This is a genomic window from Limibacter armeniacum, from assembly GCF_036880985.1.
In the GTDB taxonomy this organism is placed as follows: Bacteria; Bacteroidota; Bacteroidia; order Cytophagales; family Flammeovirgaceae; genus Limibacter; species Limibacter armeniacum.
In genome coordinates, this window is record NZ_JBAJNO010000008.1 from 2020757 (window position 1) to 2035605 (window position 14849).

A 14849-nucleotide genomic window follows, 5' to 3' on the forward strand; every position below is an offset into this window, starting at 1 on the left:
GTTAAAAAAAGTTAGTCTTGATTAGGTAATTCAGAAGACAGGAATTTTATACTATTTTTGACCAGTTAACTAATGCTTTTTTGTAGCATTAGGTTTGGTTCGGCAGTTGTATTTTACTGCGATATGCAGTTGCTGTTCGAAAGAAAGTATGGAGCATTCCCAAATTCTGATAACAGAGGTTTTTATATGATACTGAAGGCAGATAATCTAGTTAAACATTATGGCGCACGTACTGTAGTCAATGATGTGTCAATTGAGGTAGAACAAGGTGAGATTGTAGGTTTGTTGGGGCCAAATGGAGCAGGTAAGACTACTTGTTTCTATATGACAGTTGGGCTTATCAAACCGAATAATGGTATTATTCATCTTGACGGAAATGACATCACTAAGCTTCCGATGTATGAGCGTGCCAAGTTGGGAGTAGGTTATTTGGCACAGGAGCCATCTGTATTCAGAAACCTGACAGTGGAAGAAAATATTTTGCTTCCGTTGGAGATGAGAAAAATCCCGAAGGCCGAGCAAAAACACAAGGCGCAGGAACTGATGGAAGAATTCAGTTTGACGCATGTGAAAGACAATTTGGGTATGTCACTTTCAGGTGGTGAGAGAAGACGTACTGAGATTGCACGTACTTTGGCGACAGATCCTAAATTTGTCTTGTTGGATGAGCCATTTGCAGGGGTGGACCCGATTGCAGTAGAAGAAATTCAACGCATTGTCTATAAACTGAAGCACAAAAATATTGGTGTGCTGATCACTGACCACAACGTAACGGAAACACTTTCGATTACGGATAGGGTTTATATCCTTCAAAGTGGTAAGCTATTCAAAGAAGGTACACCAGAGCAATTGATCAATGATGTTGAAGTAAGAAAAGCATACTTTGGGGAATACGCTGAGTACAAAAAGAAAGATTTTTCTAACTCTTAAATCATGATATATCAGTAGATTGAGAGTTTAAGGATTTGTTAATAATGAAAGGGATGTGATTTCACATCCCTTTTTTATTGTACTTTTTATATATTTCGCAATAAGAAATAACCAATATTAGTCCATAGAGACACTCTTTAAAAAAGAATAGAACAATCAATTGACAAACCCAGTCATTTGGAATTCGGCTTGATTAATGCATTTTGTAAATACTAACTGAAATCAGTTGTTAAAAGCTGAATTTTGGATTCTGCTACTACCAAACACATGTAATGCAGTCAGGCTGGAGACTGAAAGCTAAGTTACGAATCAATGATTATGGCAATACATCTTTTTAATTCCGCAGTAAATTGGATGCTTAAGCGCAGGATGGAAGAAGTGGAATACTTCATGCAAAATCCTTTGGAAGTGCAGGAGCGGACTTTTCAGCAGTTGATTAAAAGTGCAAAAGACACTGAGTGGGGTAGAAAGTATAATTACCGTAACATAAGAAATGGGGAAGATTTCAAAAGGGATGTACCTGTTTCTACCTATGAAGAACTTTACCCATATATCGAACGCCTCATGCAGGGGGAACAAAACCTGTTGTGGCCAACTAAAATCAACTGCTTCTCAAAGTCGTCCGGCACTACTAACGCCAGAAGCAAATTTATCCCAGTATCGGGAGAAGCCTTAGAAGAAACCCACTACAAGGCTGGCAAAGCCATGTTTGCTATTTATGTTAACCGCTACCCTGAAACTAAATTCAGTATTGGAAAGTCTTTGGGAATCGGAGGGTCATATCAGCAGAACCATCTTAATGATGAAACCTATTATGGGGACGTTTCTGCCTTGATTATGAAAAACCTGCCTTTTTGGGCTGAACTGATGCGTGCTCCCAGTATTGAAATTGCTTTAATGGATGAGTGGGAGAGTAAAATAGAAAAGATCGCCAGAACAACCATTAATGAGAATATTACGAGTTTGGCAGGTGTGCCAACTTGGACTTTGGTGTTGCTTCAGCGTATTCTGGATATAACAGGCAAAAACAGTATTGCAGAGGTTTGGCCTGGTCTGGAAGTGTTCTTTCATGGTGCTGTTGCTTTCGGTCCGTACAGAGACTCATTTCAGAAGTTAATACAACATCCTGATATGCATTATATGGAAGTTTATAATGCTTCAGAAGGCTATTTTGGTATTCAGGATACAAATGTCGCCGATGAGATGCTACTGTTACTGGATTATGGTGTTTATTATGAGTTTATCCCAATGGATGAGTGGGGGAAAGAAAACCCTAAAGTGATAGACTTAGGAGATGTGGAAGTGGGGAAGAACTATGCCATGATTATCTCTACCAATGCAGGACTTTGGCGTTATCATATAGGAGACACCGTGAGGTTTACTTCAACCTCACCATACAGAATTAAGATTACAGGACGAACCAAACATTTTATCAATGCATTTGGGGAGGAGCTTGTAATTGAGAATGCTGAAGAGGCCATTACGGCTGCGTGTCAGGTTACAGGAGCATTAGTCAATAACTTCTCGGCAGCACCCATATATTTGGAAGCAGGGAAGCAAGGAGGGCATGAATGGGTGGTGGAATTTGAGCATTCTCCAGAGAATATGGATATATTTGTCAATGTACTCGATTCTAAACTCAGGGAAATTAACTCTGATTATGATGCGAAGCGTTACAAGGACATTGCACTTATAAAGCCAATTATCCATAACGCACCCAAGGGTACGTTCTATGAGTGGATGAAAAGAAAAGGAAAGCTTGGAGGACAACACAAAGTGCCAAGGTTAGCCAATAATCGGGAACATATTGATAGCCTCATAGAGGTGATGAATTCAGTAAAAATATAATTGAAGGAAAGCAACTGTAGAGGTTGCTTTTCCTTGTTTAAGCTAACAAGAACAACAGACAACAAATTCAGCAGATGATGATGAAAAAGGAAAGAGAAATGGCCTTCCACACTGCTTATATGCAATGTGCAGAGGCAATTGCAGACTTGAGTAGGTGTGAGCGGCTTAAAGTGGGGGCAATCATTGTTAAGGATGGAAACATAATTTCTATGGGGTATAATGGAACCCCTAAAGGTTTCGACAACTGTTGTGAAACTGAAAAGATGGTTGAAAACCCTGAGACAGGGAAGTTGGACAGAGTGCTGGTCACCAAACCGGAAGTACTCCATGCTGAGGCAAATGCCATTACTAAGGCTGCAAAGTCAACTTATGCTACAGATAACTCTACATTGTACTGTACCAATAGCTGTTGTTTTGATTGTGCGAAGCTGATCGTGCAGGCGGGGGTCAAAGTCTTTTGCTTCAAGCATGCTTACAGAGACCTTTCGGGATTAGAGCTGCTGGAAAAAGCAGGAGTGGAAGTTATCCAATTGCCATAAGCCCATCTTAAAAAAAGAAGCCCTTGTTTTCTGTCCCGAGAACAAGGGCTTCTGCTTTTTTTTAGGAGAGGTAAATTGCTTTATGTGTCTTTGGGAACTTCGAATTGTTATAAATAGTGTGTAAGCTGTGTTGAGCGAAAGTGAAAAGATTCTTCTGATTCTCGGCAAACAAAAAGCTGCGACAACTTGTAGATAGTTCGAAGGAAATATGGAGGTGATCAAAAAAATGTCACTGAAAATAAAGAAATAATGATACTTGATAGGTAAAAAGTATGATGAAAATCACTTCGGTTAGAAAATGTTTGATATATTTGGGCGATTTTCCTGTATGGGCACATGCGAGATATATAGTGTTTACATTTTTGATCAAAGGTTTTATACAAACTTCACACTCGGATTAGTATGACAGCTTTATTAGTAATTACCGGTACGATTCTAACAATTGCGGTACTCGCTTTGGTGTATCGTATCATTACATTGGTAGGAATCGCCAAGGGGGATTCGGAGCAAAAGGTCGGGACCAGCAACAAGATCAACGCGATCCTGTTCCCTATTCTTTTCTTTTTAGGTTTTGGGGGCATTTTCTGGTATTCCGGTATTGCTCAAGAATACTTCCTTCCTGAGGCAGCTTCTATTCATGGCAAAGAAACAGACCAACTTTTTTGGGTAACAATGGGTGTAGTATTCGCTGCATTTATGATTACACACATCCTGTTGTTCTTCTTCCCATTTATTTATCAGTACAATGAAAAAAGACCAGCACACTTTTATCCACACAACGATAAGCTGGAAATCATCTGGACAATCGTTCCTGCGCTAGTAATGACAGGACTTGTATTGTCAGGATGGAGTCTTTGGTCAGAAATTACTTCACCTGCTTCTGACGATGCAGTGAAAGTAGAACTGATGGGTAAGCAGTTTGCTTGGGAGATCAGATACCCTGGTAAAGATCAGGATCTGGGAAGGTACAGCGTGAAAAACGTTGACGCGACAAACTCAATGGGTATTGATTTCAATGACAAAAGCAGCTACGATGACTTCACTGCAAGAGAAATCTATCTTCCTAAGGGTAAAGAAGTAGAATTGAACATCAGAGCTTTGGACGTGCTTCACTCTGTATTCATGCCACACTTCAGAGTAAAAATGGATGCCGTTCCTGGTATGCCAACTAGATTCAAATTCACTCCTACTACGACTACAAAGGAGATGAGAGAGAAACTGAACAACCCTAAATTCAACTTTGAACTTGCTTGTACTGAGGTATGTGGTTACGGTCACTTCGGTATGAGAAAAGTAATCGTGGTTGTAGAGCCAGAAGAATATGAAGTATGGGTTGCTTCTCAGACACCTTGGTCTGAGAAAAATGCAGACTACGTAAGTGAGTGGAAAGCCAAGAAAGCTGAGAAAGCAGCTGTGGCTAAGAACTAATCACTAACTGAGAAGGAATCAAATTGTAAATCAGTTTAAAGAACTTTTATAGATATGTCATCTGTAGCTTTAGATATTGAAAACACAAAGCCGGAAGCTCATCACGACGAGCATGAGCACCACGGCAACTTCTGGACGAAATACATTTTCTCCACAGACCACAAGGTGATTGCTAAGCAATACCTGTTCTCAGGTATTTTCTGGGCATTGATCGGTGGTTCATTGTCTCTTTTGTTCCGTATTCAGTTAGGTTTTCCTGATGCTGACCTTTCTTGGTTGAAGCCGTTCTTAGGTCACTGGATCAACGATGCTGGTAAACTGGATACAAACTTCTATTTGGCAGCTGTTACAATGCACGGTACTATCATGGTATTCTTTGTATTGACAGCAGGTTTGAGTGGTACTTTCTCAAACTACCTTATTCCTTTGCAAGTAGGAGCTAGAGATATGGCTTCAGGTTTTATGAACGCCCTTTCTTACTGGTTCTTCTTTATTGCATCAGTAATCATGTTGATCTCTCTGTTCTTGGAGACTGGTCCTGCTGCTGGTGGTTGGGTAATCTACCCTCCATTGTCTGCACTTCCTCAGGCTTCTCAAGGTTCAGGAGATGGTATGACACTTTGGTTGGCTTCAATGGCAATCTTTATTGCATCTCAGTTGTTGGGTGGTATCAACTACATTTCAACTGTGATCAATATGAGAACGGCAGGTATGTCATTCTCTAAACTGCCTCTGACAATCTGGTCATTCTTCATTACTGCGGTTATCGGTACACTGTCATTCCCTGTACTGTTCTCAGCAGCACTGTTGCTGATCTTTGACAGAAGCTTCGGTACTTCATTCTTCCTTTCGGATATCTATATCCAAGGTGAAATGCTTCACAACACAGGTGGTAGCCCAATCCTGTTCCAGCACTTGTTCTGGTTCCTGGGTCACCCTGAGGTATATATCGTACTGTTGCCAGCACTTGGTCTGACTTCAGAGGTAATCGCAACGAACGCTCGTAAGCCTATCTTCGGTTACAGAGCGATGATCGGTTCAATGTTGGGTATTGCATTCCTATCGTTTATCGTATGGGCGCACCACATGTTCGTTTCAGGTATGAACCCATTCCTAGGTTCAGTATTTATGTTCCTGACTCTGATTATTGCGGTACCTTCAGCGGTAAAAGCATTTAACTATATTACAACGCTTTGGAAAGGTAACATCAGATTTACTCCAGCGATGTTGTTCTCTATCGGTTTGGTATCATTGTTTATCTCTGGTGGTGTAACAGGTATCATCCTTGGTAACTCTGCATTGGATATCCAGCTGCACGATACTTACTTCGTAGTAGCTCACTTCCACCTTGTAATGGGTTCTGCATCATTCTTCGGTATGTTGGCAGGTGTATACCACTGGTTCCCTAAGATGTTCGGACGTATGATGAACGACAAGTTGGGTTATGTACACTTCTGGTTGTCATTCGTAGGTGCTTACATGGTATTCTTCCCAATGCACTACATTGGTATTGCAGGATTCCCAAGAAGATACTACTCTTACACGAACTTCGACTTTACGCAGTCTTTCACTGACTTGAGCGCTATTATTTCAGTAGCAGCAATCATTACAGTGAGTGCACAGTTGTTGTTCCTGTTCAACTTCTTCTACAGTATATTCAAAGGTAAATTGGCTCCTAAGAACCCTTGGGGTGCTAACTCACTGGAGTGGACAACTCCAAGAGTTCCCGGTCACGGTAACTGGCCAGGTGCTATCCCAGTGGTTTACAGATGGCCTTACGACTACTCTAAGCCGGGTAGTGACAAGGACGGTTTTGGTGACCACATTCCTCAGCACATTCCTTTCTCTCAAACTCCTGAGTCTAACTTGGAAGGTGAGAAAGACCTGATCGCTTTGGAGCCTGAGCTGAAGAAGCTTGGAGAAGAGATTTACAAGAATGAAGACTTTCACTAAGAATCAGTGATAGTTCAGATATAAATGAAGCCCCACAATTCAATTGTGGGGCTTTTATTTTTTTGTAGACTAGCATTGAACCTACTATTTTAGCCCTTGATAGAAACATGACTGAAACCAGTTTTTTTAATATATGAGAAGGTATTTTTATTGGCTAATAATGCTTCTTTTGGGTGCTTGTAACCTAGGAGCAGTTGAAGACCCAAATTACTCGATCCAGTCCAGTTACTTCCCTTTGGAGGAAGGACGCTATGTTCACTATAATGTTACTGAGCGTAAGGTAGCAGAGCTAGGTGGAGAGCTAGGAGGTGGGTATGACAGTCTTTTTCAATATCAGTTGAAAGAAAAAATAGGAGCGTCATTTTCAAGCCTTGAAGGAATTGAAACCTATGAAATGCTGCGTTACAAAAGGACTGGAGATGAGGAGTCTTGGTTACTTGATTCTGCATGGTATGCCTATGTAGATAAGGGAAGGGTTGTGAAAGTTGAAAAAGGCTTGCCTTTTATTAAGCTACTTGTACCGCCACGTAAGGGACAGACTTGGGATGAGAATGCCATGAGTGAGCTGGAGACCAGTACAAGGGAGATTATAAGAACGCAGGCACCATATCTGTCAGAACAGGATACTTTCTTAAATACTGTCGTGATAGGCTTCTTAGGAGATCAAGAGTATTTGACTATCCAATATGCAGACTATACTGGTCTTAGATCCCTGTCACAGGATGTGTATGCAGATACTGTGGGGTTGGTTTCCTCTAATAATGTTGATTACAGGTTTGAGTTTGAGCCATTCACTTTTGACAATAAGATGGAAACCATTGAAGGAAATCCATTTTGTGAGTACCCTCAATCGTACATTTTTAATGATTCTACGCAGGTAAATGTGCCTAACCCTTTTTATATCAATGACAAGCTAGAATGTGAGGATAACCCGTACTTTGGGAAAACCTATGAGGAAATTGAAACAATGCTGACACCTATAAAAAGCTTCATTAGCCTGACGGCAGGAGCGGATGGTTTGGTGACCATCGAATGCATGGATCCTACCAAAGGAAAAGTGCTTAGTGGGTACTTTTCAGTACAGGAAGCATATCAATATGGTAAAGAATAACATATTTTAGCGTTATTCTGGCAAGCACTTTTTTCTATTTAAGAAACAAGGTGTAAATTGCAGATTGCATTAATTAAAGGGTATTTTTCACTTTTTTTGACCTCTATGGCACAAACAGCAGAGTCTGTTCTTAAGGATTTAGAAGCAAAGAAGTTCGCTCCTCTGTATTTTCTACAGGGTGACGAGCCTTATTTTATAGATAGCATTACAGAATTTATTGAACAAAATGCCTTGACTGAGGCTGAGCGTAGCTTCAATCAGTCTGTGGTATACGGTAAAGATGTTACCATGAATCAAGTACTGGAAAGTGCACGTCGCTTTCCAATGATGGCAATGAGACAAGTACTGATTGTCAAAGAGGCACAAGGAATTCAGGATATAGGAAGAAAAGCAGCGCAGGAGCAGTTGATTACCTATGCTCAAAACCCTGTACCTTCGACAGTATTGGTATTTGCTTTCAAGAACAAGTCCCTTGATGGACGTTCACAGCTGAAAAAGACCCTTGAAAAGCATGCAGTATTCGTTGATTCCAAAAAGCTGTATGACAATAAGGTACCAAGCTGGATCAAGCAACATTGCAAGCTGAAAGGTTTCAATATCAAGGATAGGGCAGTAGGGCTGTTGGCAGATCATATTGGTAATGATTTGGCGAGAATTGCCAATGAGTTGGACAAGATGATGCTCAATTATGAGGACGGCAGTGTGGAGATCACTGAAACAATGATCTCAAAACACGTAGGTATAAGCCGTGAATACAATGTATTTGAGTTGCAGTCTGCATTGGGTAAGAAGGAGGTTTTCAAAGCGAATCAGATCTTGAATTACTTTGAGGCAAATCCCAAGAATAACCCGGTTATACCTATTATCTCGATGCTGTTCTCTTACTTTTCAAAAGTAATGTTGGTACATCAGAATAGGAGTCTTCCTAAAAATGAGTTGGCTAGGCTGTTGGGGGTAAATCCATATTTCGTTTCTGAGTATATGTTGGCTTCCCAAAACTATCCACTGAATACAACACTTAATATTATCAAGTATTTGCATCAGGCAGATTTACAGTCGAAAGGTGTAGAAAGTGTCGCTTCAGAGAGTCAGCTGTTAAAAGAACTTGTATTTAAGATTATGCATGCTTAAACGCGTTAGCACAAAAATATAAAGCAACTTTCGGTTGCCTTTTAGACCTCTGGAGATAAATATTCATCCAGAGGTCTTCTTAATTCAGTGATTATAATTCTTAATTTTTCTAAACTATAGAATTATACCAAGAGTGATTTTTGTTTTGCAAGGGTTGACGACAATAGTATTGGAAAGAAAATTCTATTATTGTTAACAGTTCCCGATAATTGAGAGATTGATGAAAAAAGATATTCAACCAACGCCACCAGTTGAGGATGTGGCAATTGTAGCAGTAATTGAAGAGGAGCATCAGGGTGAACTGGAATGGAGTATTTACCTGTTCAACATGAAAGAGCATGAAATCCAAACCGTATTGGTCTCATCGTCAGGGTATGGTCAGGTAGACGGCAGAGATGTGAAAACATCAACTTTAAGATACTTTTTGGAAGATGTGCCTAAACTTTCTTTCAGAAAGATTGAACCGATCAAAGATGACCTGTTTGTGTTGCACAATGAATATTGGGTAAGCTTTTATGAGAATGGTCGACTGTTGGATAAGAAATTTACATTTGAACCAGGACAGATTACGCAGGAAAACACAATCCCATTACCTTTCATTGGAAAGAAAGGTGTACTTATTCGCTAGCTTCTATCTGAAAATTTGGTTGACTTTGTAAGTGTCAACCCATTTATATTAAAAAAAGCCCATACATCGGGATGTTTTTTGTTTTTTTTAAGACTTAGTAGCATCCTTTTTGCTAAAAAGTGGATGTTATGATAATATCATTTCAAGGTATTGTTGATCTGAAAAATTGATTGTTAATTATGGCGTAATTATCTAGGCGCCATCATAAAGTATTATTTTCTATGAGGTCTATTAAAATTTATTCAATCCTATTTCTATTGACACTAGCTGTATTCACTTCTACTTCAGTTTCGGCACAGGAGACAGAAACTACTACAGAGTCAGTTACTGAACAGCAGCCTGAAACGCTGACACAGCAATATCAGACACTGAAGCAGAAAGCCAATACTTGGAAAAAGTGGAAGCTGATCAAACCTGAAGACTTGGATGCTCTTTGGGGGCAGGTACAGGACTCATTGGGTGCGGAACGCAATGAGATTATAGAATCAAATAAGAAATTAACTGAGTCACGCAGTGAAGTTGAGTCTCTGAACAAGGAACTTGAGACGAAGAAGAACGAACTGGCTCAAAGCGATTACATTAATGTTTTGGGTATTGATATGCTCAAGCCAAGCTATGTAACGTTTAACATGATCGTTATCTTGGTGCTGATTATTCTGTTGGCTGTTGCTGTACTTAAGTTCAAGAGCAGTAATAAATTAGCTTCAGAAAAACGCAAAGAGGCTGAAAAGATAGAGGAAGAGCTGAAGTCAATCAGAAAGAGAGCACAAGAAAAAGAAATCCAGCTTAGAAGAGAGTTGGTGACAGAAAGAAATAAAGTGGAAGAGCTGCAGCAGAAAGTGATCTCAATGAAGAAAGACCGTCTGTAATCAGTGATTTCAATAGAATACATAAAGGTGTGTAAAGCCTCATACCTGTAAATAATGATTAAAGGAAATTTCAGCGATGGAATTTCCTTTTTTCGGTTTTTTCAATTAGTGTTTGAACAGTTATGCAGATTTTTAAAGAGTACACTTTTGAAGCCGCTCACAGGCTTCCTTATATGCCAGAGGGACACCCTTGTGGGCGTATTCACGGACATTCATGGAAAGCAGTATTGTTTCTTGACGGTGAATTGGAAAGCCAGAAAGGGTGGGTGTTGGACTTTAACGTTCTTGACGAGTGTTTTAAGCCGACTTTGGCTCTAATTGACCACAATTACCTCAATGAGATTGAAGGACTGGAGAATCCAACTTGTGAAGTAGTGGCAAAGTGGATTTGGGAGCGTATTAAACCTGAGATTCCCCAGCTGAGTAGGATAGAGGTTTGGGAAACCAAGGATTGCGGCAGCTCATATGCAGGCAGCTAAGTGAGTTGTATTTTGGCAGGAATGGTAAAAAGGTCGTAAATTATTGTAGCTGTTGATGCAGCATTAGTCAACAATTCAACCAATCAGCGCTACAATATGAAAAATGGATCAATTGTCAAATCATTCCTGTCAGCACTCAATGAGGCAGACTATGACGGAATCATGAAGCTGTTTGCCGAAAATGCTTCTGTTTCTGCTCCACATTATGGAGAAATGACTGCTACCAGATTTGCAGAAGCACTCAATGGTGATACCAATCTCTCAAATACCACATTACTCAATGTCTTTGAAAATGAGAGTGGGAATACGCTAGCAGGTCACTTCGAATTTGAATGGGAGTTGACTAATGGGGAGAATACCAAGTTTGAGTGTGTAGGTATATTTGAGATTGATGGCCATAAAAAGGTTACAGCCTTATCTATCATATTTGATACAGCTAAGATTCCACTCGATAAGATAAAGGTACTGTAAATACAAAACCCTGACAGATATGTAAAAACTGTCAGGGTTTTGTTTATTCAGGCACGACAAGTTGCACCCGCTCTACTGAATAGGCAACGGGTTTGTCATCAAAAAGTACTTTTGTTTTAGCCCAAGTACTTTTAAACAACTCGGAGTGCCTATATTTCTCCAAAGCATCTGGGCTGTCCCAATAGCTGTATGTCATCAGGATGTTAGGTTTATCCATATCTCGCATCAGCTCAAGGTGGTTGCACCCCTCAAATGAGCGGATATGTTTTTTGGCTTCATTAAAGACGGAAAGAAAGGTATCGATTTCTTCTTTCCGAAAAGTCATTCTTACAATTCTTACCAACATATTGGTTTGTTTTAGGTTGTTTAGTATGTATTTGCGATTGGGGCAGCAGTCTTCAGAAAAAATTACGATCTTTGCACCTCAAATCGGAATATCCGGTACCCGATTAGGGAACTGATTATATAATTGACAAACTATTACACTGGACAATGAGAGAATCAGATATCAGATTCAAAGTAGAACTGGACGACCAGAACGTACCTGAAAAAATCATGTGGGCAGCTACTGACGCCCCTCACGTAGGTCTGTCAGAGACAAGAGCAGTAAACATCTCACTTTGGGATCACCTTAATAGAGAAACACTTGCAATTGGCTTGTGGGGTAAGGAAATGACCACAGATGAAATGAAGTACTTTGCAATCGATACCATAGGCAATATGGCCAATACCATTATGACTGCCACAGGTGATCAGGTGATGGCAAAGGAAATGCAGGCACTTTGTCAGAAGCTTGCCAAGCACATTGAAGAAACAAGAAACAAAGAAGAGTAGTCCTCTTACAGATAAGTATAAAAAGGCAGAGTGGGTAATTAACCTTCTCTGCCTTTTTTGTTTACTTTTTCCATTGCACAATTGCGTCTGCAATTTTCCTGTCATTGGAGAGCCTTGGTACTTTATTTTGACCACCAAGCTTTCCAATAGATTTCATATACTGCTGAAAAGCATCCTTTTGTAGGGAGGTGATTTTCAGTGTGCAATTGATATTTCCTTGGATCAGGTCTTCGTAGTATGAATTCAGTTCACAGAGTTTGCTGTCTATGTCCTTTGCAAACTGTTCAATATCATTTGGTTCTTGTTCAAATGCGATGAGCCATTCGTGATGAGGAAGCCCTTCAGCTGGGCTTACCTGAGGTGCTACGGAAAACTCCAGTACTTCGGTCTCAGGGTGTTTGGACATGCCATATCGTAGAGCCTTTTCTACTTCCTCCCCAATTACGTGCTCACCAGAAGCAGAAATAAAGTGCTTGATCCTGCCGCTTACCACAAGTTTATGTGGGTATTTACTGACGAATTTGACTGTGTCGCCAATTGAATAGCCCCAAAGACCAGCGTTTGAGTTGATGATTAAGGCATAATTTTTACCTACTTCGATATCATGAATGCTCAGTCGGGTAGGGTTTTCGTCAAAAAACTCTTCAGCAGGGACAAACTCGAAGAAGATACCAGACTTAAGCTGCATGAGTAGTCCTTCGTCCTTTTGGGAGTCCTGAAATGCAATAAACCCTTCTGAGGCAGGATATGTCTCTATTGTATCTACTCTTTTACCAATAGACTCAAATAACTTTTTCTCATATGGCTTGAAGTTGACACCTCCATAAATGAACAGTTCAAATTCAGGGAATACATCCTTGATTTGTTTGCCGGTACGCTCCTGAATTCGGTCAAAGTACATCTGAACCCAAGGCGGGATACCCGAAATCAAGGACATAGGCTCTTTCAGCGTTTCATCTATGATATGATCCAATTTATCTTCCCAATCCTCAATGCAGTTCGTCTCATAACTAGGCATTTGATTGGTACGGAGATATGCCGGAACAAAATGATTGGAAATACCAGAGAGTCTACCTGTAAGGATGCCGTTTTTCTTATCCAGTTTTGGACTACCCGAAAGAAAGATCAGTTTTTTGTCCAAAAACTCAGACTTTCCTGTCTCATGGATATAGGAAAGCATCGCATTTCGAGCAGAGTTGATATGATTGGGAATAGAGTCCCTCGTGATTGGAATATATTTGGCTCCTGAGGTAGTTCCTGAGGTTTTTGCAAAATAGGTTGGTTTCCCTTTCCAAAGGATATCGCTTTCACCTGCAACTACACGGTCTATATAAGGCTTCAGGTCTTCATAATCCCTGATAGGAACATGTTTCTTGAAGTCTTCATAGGTGTTGATCTGATCAAAATGATGATCTTTTCCAAACGCTGTATTTTTTGCTCCAGCAATCAGGGAGGCAAATACCTCATCCTGAGATTTTTCAGGAGCCAATGACCATTTCTTCTGTTGCCATGCTACATAAGCCGCAAGCGGTTTGCTTAGCAATGATTTAATCCCCATTCCAGTCTCTTTTTATTTTATGCTTCGAATTATGCAATTCAGAGCAATAATAATACATTTTAGGGATTCGACAGCTTTTCATCTATGACTCTTTGGTGTAATTATTTTCAATTAACAGATTCTTAAAATTTAAATTTAACTATACAGGAAACGGAATAATATATTAAATGATTTTTTCTCAAAAGAAATAGGGTGAAGGCTCTAGGGTTTTTTACTAATAATTTAGTTTGGCAAGTCGGTTTGATTTGAACCTTCTGAGCCATTCGTTTCTATGGTTGAGATCAAATTCTTTATTAAGGGATTGTACCTCAATCATAAACCTGTTTCCAACGAGCATAACAGTTCGCTCATCGTCTGTATCTAAAACAGGGCACTCATTGATGGTTTTCTTTGCATGTTGAAAATCTGCAATCATATCAGGATCATTGGCAATATCCAAAACCATGAATTTTGCCATTTCTACACTGTCCTTGGTTAAAATAGCTTCAGCGACTCCCATTTTTTTCTCTGTGAACGCCATTTCATAGACACCCAGAAATTCAGGAAAGCAAGGGGCAAATTCTTTCCCTTTATGCAATGCTTCTTCAGGGCTGCCTCTTTTGATTTCCGTGTCTTTTTGCATGGTAATTTCACCACTGTCATTTACATCTTCTTTCTTGTCAGAGTGGCAGGCTACTGTGCGGGTTAAGGATATAGCCATAACTATTGCAATCACCTTATGAGTAGATAATAATTGTACTATTCGCATACTGAGTAGGGGATGTAGTTAGTAATAGATGCTTTGCAATAGAGAAACACCAGATAGTAAAAGAGCATTCTTATGAAAAATAAATATGTTGTCGATGTTCTATAACTCATTGGAATAGTGCTGAAAATTGATCAGAAGAAGTACTGAAGTAGAAATTATTCAGGATGTTAAATTGTCTTATTCTTTGGTAAAGTTGTCTCAACAACAAGAAGGAGGAGCCAACACCCTTGCTTTTTGGCAAGGTTTTGTAGCCTTTGAAGGCATACAAAAAGAAATAACCGTAAAGCGACCAGTACTTATTTCTCCATTATTTTTTCTAAAG

15 protein-coding genes are annotated in these 14849 nt (G+C 39.8%); 12 read left to right on the forward strand and 3 right to left on the reverse strand.

All coding sequences use genetic code 11. The features are described 5' to 3' along the window. Positions 1-186: 186 nt before the first annotated feature. The 11 genes from lptB to V6R21_RS14285 all read left to right on the forward strand — a co-directional run bounded on the left by lptB (position 187) and on the right by V6R21_RS14285 (position 11387). Positions 187-930 carry an LPS export ABC transporter ATP-binding protein gene (gene lptB, locus V6R21_RS14235; protein ID WP_334244929.1) on the forward strand — a complete coding sequence of 248 codons (744 nt, stop codon included), beginning with the start codon at positions 187-189 and terminating at the stop codon, positions 928-930. A 318-nt stretch (positions 931-1248) separates the two neighbouring features. Next, entirely contained in the window at positions 1249-2778 is a 1530-nt protein-coding gene (locus V6R21_RS14240) for a GH3 auxin-responsive promoter family protein (RefSeq protein ID WP_334244292.1), read from the forward strand. Between the two features lie 74 nt (positions 2779-2852). Next, positions 2853-3317, forward strand: a complete 465-nt coding sequence (locus V6R21_RS14245; RefSeq protein WP_334244293.1) for a deoxycytidylate deaminase — start codon at positions 2853-2855, stop codon at positions 3315-3317. A 402-nt stretch (positions 3318-3719) separates the two neighbouring features. Then, positions 3720-4745, forward strand: coding sequence for a cytochrome c oxidase subunit II (locus V6R21_RS14250; RefSeq protein WP_334244294.1), 1026 nt, complete (start codon positions 3720-3722; stop codon positions 4743-4745). 54 nt (positions 4746-4799) lie between these two features. Next, positions 4800-6698, forward strand: a complete 1899-nt coding sequence (locus V6R21_RS14255; RefSeq protein ID WP_334244295.1) for a cytochrome c oxidase subunit I — start codon at positions 4800-4802, stop codon at positions 6696-6698. Between the two features lie 133 nt (positions 6699-6831). Beyond that, the gene (locus tag V6R21_RS14260) at positions 6832-7809 is read left to right on the forward strand and encodes a hypothetical protein (RefSeq protein ID WP_334244296.1); all 978 of its coding nucleotides are present in this window, start codon (positions 6832-6834) and stop codon (positions 7807-7809) included. A 105-nt stretch (positions 7810-7914) separates the two neighbouring features. Continuing rightward, positions 7915-8940: a DNA polymerase III subunit delta gene (gene holA / locus V6R21_RS14265; RefSeq protein ID WP_334244297.1), complete on the forward strand. Its 1026-nt coding sequence runs from the start codon at positions 7915-7917 to the stop codon at positions 8938-8940. Between the two features lie 220 nt (positions 8941-9160). Next, positions 9161-9568, forward strand: coding sequence for a hypothetical protein (locus V6R21_RS14270; RefSeq protein WP_334244298.1), 408 nt, complete (start codon positions 9161-9163; stop codon positions 9566-9568). A 221-nt stretch (positions 9569-9789) separates the two neighbouring features. Next, positions 9790-10437: a hypothetical protein gene (locus V6R21_RS14275; protein WP_334244299.1), complete on the forward strand. Its 648-nt coding sequence runs from the start codon at positions 9790-9792 to the stop codon at positions 10435-10437. A gap of 122 nt (positions 10438-10559) precedes the next feature. Then, positions 10560-10916 (forward strand): 6-carboxytetrahydropterin synthase QueD, encoded by a 357-nt coding sequence (gene queD / locus V6R21_RS14280; RefSeq protein WP_334244300.1) that lies wholly within the window; start codon positions 10560-10562, stop codon positions 10914-10916. Between the two features lie 96 nt (positions 10917-11012). Continuing rightward, entirely contained in the window at positions 11013-11387 is a 375-nt protein-coding gene (locus V6R21_RS14285) for a nuclear transport factor 2 family protein (RefSeq protein ID WP_334244301.1), read from the forward strand. Between the two features lie 43 nt (positions 11388-11430). Here V6R21_RS14285 and V6R21_RS14290 read toward each other — a convergent pair whose 3' ends face one another. After that, complete coding sequence (locus tag V6R21_RS14290) at positions 11431-11733, reverse strand: putative quinol monooxygenase (RefSeq protein WP_334244302.1); 303 nt, start codon at positions 11731-11733, stop codon at positions 11431-11433. 146 nt (positions 11734-11879) lie between these two features. On the opposite strand from V6R21_RS14290, the gene gldC reads away from it, so the two are divergent. Then, complete coding sequence (gldC, locus tag V6R21_RS14295) at positions 11880-12221, forward strand: gliding motility protein GldC (protein WP_334244303.1); 342 nt, start codon at positions 11880-11882, stop codon at positions 12219-12221. Between the two features lie 61 nt (positions 12222-12282). Here the strand turns inward: gldC and V6R21_RS14300 are convergent, their stop codons facing one another. Further along, positions 12283-13779: a GH3 auxin-responsive promoter family protein gene (locus V6R21_RS14300; RefSeq protein ID WP_334244304.1), complete on the reverse strand. Its 1497-nt coding sequence runs from the start codon at positions 13777-13779 to the stop codon at positions 12283-12285. 214 nt (positions 13780-13993) lie between these two features. Then, positions 13994-14527 (reverse strand): hypothetical protein, encoded by a 534-nt coding sequence (locus V6R21_RS14305; RefSeq protein ID WP_334244305.1) that lies wholly within the window; start codon positions 14525-14527, stop codon positions 13994-13996. Between the last annotated feature and the right edge of the window lie 322 nt (positions 14528-14849).